Annotated in this window: 7 protein-coding genes and 2 pseudogenes; all 9 read right to left on the bottom strand. The window is 61.2% G+C overall.

Annotated features, from left to right (window positions below; genetic code table 11):
• Nucleotides 1–214, bottom strand: a pseudogene (locus BMI01S_RS35055) (hypothetical protein); the annotation flags it as partial.
• Entirely contained in the window at nt 195–1,679 is a 1,485-nt protein-coding gene (gene istA, locus BMI01S_RS35050; RefSeq protein ID WP_042292480.1) for an IS21 family transposase, read from the bottom strand. The pseudogene BMI01S_RS35055 and the gene istA, both read right to left, overlap by 20 nt.
• Entirely contained in the window at nt 1,672–2,070 is a 399-nt protein-coding gene (locus BMI01S_RS35045) for a hypothetical protein (protein WP_042292477.1), read from the bottom strand. Before BMI01S_RS35045 ends, istA begins: the two co-directional genes overlap by 8 nt.
• Entirely contained in the window at nt 2,042–2,545 is a 504-nt protein-coding gene (locus tag BMI01S_RS35040) for a hypothetical protein (protein ID WP_042292485.1), read from the bottom strand. Before BMI01S_RS35040 ends, BMI01S_RS35045 begins: the two co-directional genes overlap by 29 nt.
• 198 nt (nt 2,546–2,743) lie before the next feature.
• A complete protein-coding gene (locus BMI01S_RS35035; RefSeq protein WP_042292474.1) occupies nt 2,744–3,103 on the bottom strand; it encodes an ArsR/SmtB family transcription factor in 360 nt (119 codons plus the stop codon).
• Nucleotides 3,104–3,297: 194 nt separating this feature from the next.
• Nucleotides 3,298–3,962, bottom strand: a pseudogene (locus BMI01S_RS38655) (hypothetical protein).
• A 107-nt stretch (nt 3,963–4,069) separates the two neighbouring features.
• The gene (locus BMI01S_RS35025) at nt 4,070–4,615 is read right to left on the bottom strand and encodes a Spy/CpxP family protein refolding chaperone (protein WP_028232971.1); all 546 of its coding nucleotides are present in this window, start codon (nt 4,613–4,615) and stop codon (nt 4,070–4,072) included.
• Nucleotides 4,616–5,774: 1,159 nt separating this feature from the next.
• The gene (locus BMI01S_RS35015; protein WP_028232973.1) at nt 5,775–6,434 is read right to left on the bottom strand and encodes a response regulator transcription factor; all 660 of its coding nucleotides are present in this window, start codon (nt 6,432–6,434) and stop codon (nt 5,775–5,777) included.
• 511 nt (nt 6,435–6,945) lie between these two features.
• A complete protein-coding gene (pstS, locus tag BMI01S_RS35010; protein WP_244145490.1) occupies nt 6,946–7,968 on the bottom strand; it encodes a phosphate ABC transporter substrate-binding protein PstS in 1,023 nt (340 codons plus the stop codon).
• Between the last annotated feature and the right edge of the window lie 12 nt (nt 7,969–7,980).

The following is a 7,980-nucleotide window of genomic DNA, read 5'->3' as shown; positions in this document are numbered from 1 at the left end:
GGGCGATGCTGCGATCCTCGCGCCGCTGCGCTTCACCTTCGATCAGGTGAGCGAGATAGTCGACATGCGACCAGTGCTGGGCCGCCGCTTCAGTGGCCACGTCCTCGTAATGTTGCAGCACGTAGCTCATGTGCATTCCCGCGAGCTGCGTGCGTAACGGATCGGTGGCGGCTTCGCTCTCGTGCACGGCGGTGTTACGTTCCGTTTTCGTCATGGGGCTCCTCCGGTCCGTAGCGCGAGAGATCCGGTTGCGCGAGTTCGATATCCAGCAGATCCTGATGACGGAGCAGGTGCAGCGCGCCGGGTTCCGCCAGGGGCCGGGCTTTCATCTCGAGGATGTTGGCGATGTACTCGCAACTGAAGGCGTGGAACGTCAGGCCATCCTGCAGGGCGCGCGCAACGGCCTCGACGCCGTAGATCTCGCTCAACGCGATGATCTTGCGCACATGCTGCCGCGCATTGGTACGCCGTTGCTCAAGCCCTTCGTAATAGGCCTGAGCGTGAGGGCCCAGACTGAGGAAGCGAAGCATCAACCGCTGTTCGCGCGCGCTGCGGCGTTGCGCGAGCAGTGCCTTCGGATGTTCGGGATCCTCAATATCCTCATGACGCTCGTAGCTGCGCACGTGTCGGGCGATCAGCACATTGTCGTGATAGATACACAGCCGATCTGGCCACGCTTTGAGCGTCACGCGGGTATTGGCGTATCGGGCCGGCACGGAGTAGTGGTTGGCGTCCAGCGCTACCCGAAACTGACTGCTCGCGCGCGTCGTCACGATGCGCGCGACGTCGTAGGGTGACGGATTGAGCGGTTTCAGGTGGGCTTGTTCGGTCGCAAACAGATCAACGGGGCGCTGGTGCGTCTCGCCGTGGATGCGGACGTTGGCGATGGTATCGAGCCAGAGTCGGGCTGCGGGGTTGATCGCGCTGAACTCGGCGAGCTCGAGTCCGTTGAGGAGATTTTTTTTGACGTACCCCACGCCGTTTTCCACCCTGCCTTTCTCGTTGCCTTTCCCTACGTTGCAGGCAACGATGTCGAACCCCCAGTGGCGCGCCGCATCGAGGTAGCGCGGATTGAATACCGGCGCCTGACCGATCAGCCGCTGCAGCACCGCTGACTTCAAATTGTCCACCATGACCTTGCGCGGACAGCCCTGGAAGGCCGCAAACGCATGCTCATGGCAAGCGAGGAAGTGCTCCATCGTCTGCGAGACGGTAAATTCCAGATACATCATCCGGCTGTAGCACAGCACCATCACGAAGAACGACAGCCGCCGCCGCGTCGAGCCCACGGCAATCGAGCCGTATTCGCCCCAATCAACTTGCGCACATTCTCCGGGGGCAAAGGCGAGCTTCAGGAACGCCTCGCGCCGCGGCGGCCGGATCTTGCTCACGTAGTCGCGCACGATTGTGTAGCCGCCGTCGAAGCCCACTTCGCGCAAGCGCTGGAGGATCTGCTGCGCGCTATACGGATGCGCGTCGAGCCAGCGCACCACCTGCGCCTTGAACGGATCGAGCCGGCTGGGTCGCGGCGGCGATTGGCGGCGTCGATATTGGCCGGCCTTCAGCCACTTCGACACCGTTTGCGGATGCAGCCCAAGCGCGCGCGCCGTCTGCGTGATCGTCAGATGCTGCCGGTCATGGCAGTCACAGATCTTGCAGTACGTCTCGTAATCAAGCATGGCGCTTGCCCAGGGCCGCGTGCAGCCGTTCGAGCTGCGCGGCCACGTCCGCCTGGGGCCGCGGCAGCGGCGCCGGCCCAGGCGCCGGCGCATCCAGCGCCAGCACCTGATAGATCGGCCTTCGCCAGGCGATCAGGCCGATGCGCATCAGGTCGTTGCGCGCCATCTCCAGGCGCGCCGGCGCCATCGACAGGTGCCGCGCGAGCGAGGCGTCCGCGTAGTAGCTCAGGCCCTGCGCATCGGCCACGGTGACCAGAAACAGGTACAGCGCAGCGGCACAGGCATCACAGCGCTCGATGTACCGCTCGCGCACCAGCCGGTGATCGACCCAGCTGAAGTGCGCCGGAATCTGCCGGATCCGTTCAGGGCAGATGACGTGCTTGATCGGCATGGTCACCCCTCCCGTTCAAGATGTCCTGTCCCAGTTGTAGCAACCGCCGGGTGCTGCGGACTATGTCTTCTTGTAACGGGCTATCGGTCAAATGCGCGATCAGCCCAATCAGGACGGCCGGTTGCGCCGCCAAGACTTCTTGTAACGCACCCGCCGCCAAATCCGCCGATTTCTCTTGTATTTCAACCACTTGCACGTGACAGTCATCTTGTAACGCCGCAGTCGTCGCGGCGCTGGCGCGACGACCATACCCCGGATGCTCGGCGCGCCAGCGCTGCACGCGCGCGACTTGCTCGGCGCCGCGGAAATAGTCGCGGTTCTCGGGTTTGGCCAGCCACCGGCGTTGACTGGCTGCCTTGCTCGCCCGACGGCACGCCGCTTCGGAGCAATACTCCTGGTGTCGCACATTGCGCGGATCAGGCCGGAACCAGGTTCCGCAATTCAGGCACTTACGCTTTTGTTGTTGGCGCTTCATGGACCGGCCCTCCCTGGGGCCGATCATGCGCCGCACGCCCGCACAGCCCGCCCGAAGAACACGCCAGGCAAGGCGTACCGCAAGAAGACTGGATGGGAAGAAGACGGGACCGGAAGAAGAGTCAGGCCGGAAGAAAAGCCAGGCTTTTAGAGAGATGACTTCGAAGAAAAAACAGGAAGAAAATACACTTTCACACCGTTAGTTTTTGACGACTTTCAGGTTGCCGATGACATCCCCTGGAGGATTCGCGCAGAACTGTTGATAAAGCACGGCCATAACGGCGAGCGCTTGCGGGCTCGCCACCGAATAAAAGATGTTCTTGCCCTCGCGGCGGGTTGCCACGAGGCCGTTTTCGCGCAGCAGGCCCAACTGCTGGGACAGGGTCGGCTGCCGGATGCCGAGTTCCTCCTCGAGCTCTCCCACAGACAGCTCCCCCTGGGAGAGGCGGCACATCAGCAGCAGGCGGTCCGGATTGGCGAGCACCTTGAGCAGCGCACATGCGTTTGCCGCGGCGGCCTGCATGGTGGCCAGGTCGATGATGGGGTGGCTTGGGTCCATTGGAAAATCACTCAATTTACGCATATAATATATCTATAAGTATAATATATGTAAATAGAGTGATTCCTCCAGCGACAGCGTCATACGAGCGGCCGTTCACCGAACTTTGCACCACCTGGATGGGACAAGCGGGGCTTTGACGCCAGAAAACTTGCGTGGTTCGGGACGACCCGTCTGCGGCGCCGGGCTTCTTGCTATCCGCTCAATGTCATCAGGTCAGGAACCGACTGGGCCTGCACCATTGCGGTCGGGTTGTCTAAATTAAGGGGCCGCCGCCATTTCAGTTTTCGCTGTTCAAGAAGCAGTTTCCAGTCGAGCTTCATGAGCACGTACACGAGCCCAAGAAACGCCAATTGCGAAAGTACGAACCAGACGCCAAGGTACTGCCCTTCAAACAGCGATTCGGGATCGGCGAACTCGGAGGCGAACCTTCCCAGACGGGCCCAGATTGCATAGCTGACCACGCGTCCTGCAAAGAACGCTGCACCGACGAAGCCGAGCGGCAGCCCCGATAGCCCGTAAGCAATGAACAGATAGCTTGACGGAAACGGACTGAGCGCATACACGAGAAATGCGCCTGCTGTCTTCTTCCTGTGCTTGCCGAGCCACGCACTGACGACGTCAATGTTTTGTCGATCGGCGTCGCGCAACCAGCGCCCTCTCACAGTGACCGGGAGAGTGCAGCAAGCGTGAGTCGACCTGCCGTTGCGGCACTGGCCGCCACGGCAGCAACAAGCAGCATGTTCCCCTCGTGGATGTTGAAGCCAACCCACGACATCGCCATCCAGGTCGGCGGCCCAAACGCGGGCATGAGATTGATCAGCAACACGATGACGAACAGGAGCGCCAGTGTTTTCACGTCAATCCCCCACGTCCGCGTGCACATTCGGCAGGTTGCTGGCGACCTCAACGAAACCGACGCCTCGATTCCGCGCCGGGCCACACGCTGCAGCCTTCCATTTCGCGTCAGTAGTCGCGCAACCGTTCGCGCTGCTCGCGGGTCAACAGTGCATCGATACGCTTGTGTTCATCGGCAGCGATCCCGTACATCTGCTTGCGCAGGTCGCGCATAGTGGCGTAACTGGCGTCGATGGCTGCCTGGTCGCGCTTGGGCGCGGCATAAAGATCGCGAAGCGTCGACTGTTCATCGAGCATCTTGCCCATCAGTAACCAGCGGGCCTTGCGCGATTGATCGACGATCGCATTCATGCGAGTTTGCTGGTCGTGCGACAGTTTCAGTTTGGGATCCCAGCCGACACGGTCGACGCCACAACCGTAGCCATAGCTGCCCATCATGCCCGGGCCGCCCATCCCCGAGCCCATCATTCCTGCGCCCATGCAATCGCCGTCGCAACCTCCCATCATGCCAGGGCCGCCACCGTATGGTCCGTTGCCTCTGGCAGGCACATTGCCGCCTTGCTGTGCGAAGGAGACGGCAATTGGCGACGCAACCAGCACTGCGACGACGCAATGTCGCAACGCACGCAGAGAAAAAATCCTGGGATTCATCATGTACCTCCAGTTCGACCGGCATTCCGGATAACTGAAGATTCAGCGTATAGGACGACGGGAAGACGTGATTGATTTGTGTCAATTCATGACGGGCAAAACGACCAGAGCCGGGCGCCATCAATGGCAGATTGCAACGCGACTGCACGCATGTCCATGCGGTTGACATACATCAAGCGTTCGCGACCCACCTTGCCTACTGTGATGTCATGGCGGCCCTTGTCACGGCGCGTCGTATCCGCAACGCCATCAAGCAGGTGTCCTGATGTCCAGATTTCACAGAGGCGCACTTCTCGCCTTGTTAGCCTGTATCGTCCACGTCGGCCATGCGCAGACGCCGCTTACCCCCGTCGTACGTAATGGCATTTCGTACATTACGGGAGGGGTTGGGAGGACCGAGGTCGATGCGTTCAGGTCTGCGGCGAGCAGGTACAACCTGCGAATGACGTTCGCGTCGAAAGCGGGTTCTTACCTTGCGGAGGTTGACGTCAGCATCTGGCCCGTGACCGGGCAGCGCCTGATGCGCGTGTGGACAGAAGGCCCATTCCTCTTCGTACGCGTGCCCCCTGGGACTTACAGGATCGAGATTCATTTACGCTCGCAGAGTGAGATGCGCACGGTTCAGGTTCCAGCGAGTGGGAGCACCGAGGTGATTTTTCATCTGGAAGATCCCGACGAGTGTGGAGTCATCAAACTTTGTGGCTCGCACGGATAGACCGCAAGTGCCGCCACGCCGACTGGATGGAGCGACCGGGTTGGAATGGAGCGTCATGAACACCTAGCCGGGCCGCATTGTTGACGAGACGCGCAAGCAGGGCGCGGATCGGCTCGCCAAGAGCATGCGCAGTACACATGGATTCGAACGGCTCGCGTTTGGCAGCGGTGCTTTCCGCGTTGCGCACCACTCGAACTCCGCTACTTCCCGTCAGTCCTTTGCAAAGCTGACGATCCATCGGCGATGGCGAGCCAGCCCCGCCGAGCGCCAGTGATGACGCATCGGCACGTCCGCCCCCGGGGGGAACCTAGCTGTCGGCTGGTGGCACCAGCAATAGTGGAACCGATGTCAATCTCCGCGTCCGTGTGGTCTGCGGACTTTCCATATCAACGCATCTCCCGGCGCTGTACCGGCGGAACCAGTTTTCTCATACCGGAGGCCTGACTGTCACAATAAATGGCTCATCCGGTAGCCAACGCCCCTGACTGTCATGATCGCCTGGGCGCCGAGCTTGTCGCGCAGACCATGTACAACCAGATCGACGGCGCGCCCCGCGACGGCGCGTTGACGTCCATAAAGGTAAAAAGCAAGCTCTGAGCGCGTGAAAACGCGCGCTGGGTCATTGGCAAGTGCAATCAGCAGCCGGTACTCACTGCGCCTCAGCGTCACCGGCATACCGTCGCGCGTCACCAGATTCTCGGCGGCGTTGATGCCGAGCTTGCCCATCGACGTCGCCCCACGCTCATCGAGTGGGCGCCACAACAACTGGCGCACCCTTAAGCCAAGGTCCTGCGACTCAAACGGTTTCATCAGGTAGTCGTCGGCACCCTCCTCAAGTAAGATTTCGGGGCTTTCCAGCTGACCCTGAGGCAATAGCGCGATGACAACCGCCGTGCCGCCATGGCGGCGGTAGCCGCGCAGCAGGCGCAACGGATTCAACGTGGGGCTTCCGAAATCGATGAGCACGAGTTCGTGAACCAGATGCAACAAACCGAGTTCAGCTTCATATTCGCTACTCGCCCAGTCGGGCTCATGTCCAGCGCGCTGCATCAGCTCCATGATGGGCAGCGCACTCGATTCGTCGTCTCCAACCAGCAACCACTTCACGCCGCCCTCCTGTCTCCGTCTCGCATTGTCAGGCTGGCAGTCTTAACCGAACCTTAAGGCCCTACCGCGCGTAAGAAAGGCTTGCTGAGAGTCAAGCTGGCTTTCATGAGTCCATGGGCGCCAACGAATTTGTCGTGCAGTACGTCGACCGCGCAATTGGATACCTGAAGAAAATGGGCGTTACTGCCACCTACGCATGGTCCCTGGATTGCGGGAAATTCGGACTGAATCACTCGTGAGATTAAACCTGTCGGTCGAGGCGTGAAGGATGCTCTCTTCGCATCCTCACGATCGGGGATGACGTTCGTGGGTATCGTCGCGATTCCCGAGCGGGTTGTCTGAAGAATTGGATGACGAGCGTACAGGTGCCGCAATAACGGCGGCGGTCCTCGCCTGTGTCGCAGGCGAAGCCGCCGGGACGGGCGAATTCTCGCGCATTTTCGAGGCGGTGGAGATGACGCCCCACAAGCGGACACGGATCGAGCAGCGCCCGCGCCCGCGCGCCTGACTCTTACTGGGCGATTGCCTTTCCGCTCGCGTCCTTCACCTTCGCCTTCCACTGAGTCTCAATCTCGGTGACCACGGATTGCGGCAGCGAGATGTAATCCAGGCTGTCAGCAGCCGGCGTGCCGTTCTTGAAGGCCCAGTCGAAGAACTTGAGCGTCTCCTTGCCCTGGTCCGGCTTGTCCTGTGCCGTGTGCAGCAGCACGAAGGTCGCGCCGACGACCGGCCATGCGTCCTTGCCCGGCTCGTTCGTGAGGATCTGGTAGAACGACTTCTTCCAGTCCGCGCCGGCAGCGGCGGCCTTGAACGTTTCGGTGTCCGGTTGAACGACGGCGCCCGCCTCGTTCTTCATGGCAGTGTAGACCATGTGATTTTGCTTGGCGTACGCCCACTCGACGTAGCCAATCGCGCCCGGCAGGCGCTGAACGAAGGCGGCGACGCCGTCGTTGCCCTTGCCGCCCGTGCCCGTCGGCCAGTTCACGGTCGTGCCTTCGCCGACCTTGCTCTTCCACTCGGGGCTGACCTTCGAGAGGTAGTTCGTCCAGATGAAGCTGGTGCCCGAACCATCGGCGCGGCGGACCACGGCGATGTCGAGGTCAGGCAGCTTGACCTTCGGGTTCAGTGCGGCGATGGCCGGATCGTTCCACTTCTTGATCTTGCCGAGGTAGATGTCGCCGAGCACCGGGCCCGACAGCGTGATTTCGCCAGCCTTGACGCCCGGCACGTTGATCGCCGGCACGACGCCGCCCACCACCGTCGGGAACTGGAACAGACCGGCCTTGGCCAGATCTTCGTCCTTCAGCGGGGCGTCAGAGCCCGCGAAGTCGACGGTCTTGGCTTGAATCTGCTTGATGCCGCCCGACGAGCCGATGCCCTGGTAGTTCACCTTGCCGCCGCCCGACTTTTGATAGGCATCCGCCCATTTCGTATAGATCGGTGCTGCGAAGGTGCTACCCGCGCCGGTGATGTCAGCAGCCTGCGCAATCGACGCTGACAGCAGCGCAAACACCACAACCGGAATGGATTTCATTTTCATCTAACA

It is taken from the genome of Paraburkholderia mimosarum LMG 23256 = NBRC 106338 (genome assembly GCF_000739815.1).
Lineage (GTDB): Bacteria > Pseudomonadota > Gammaproteobacteria > Burkholderiales > Burkholderiaceae > Paraburkholderia > Paraburkholderia mimosarum.
This window is presented reverse-complemented; position numbering and strand designations above follow the sequence as displayed.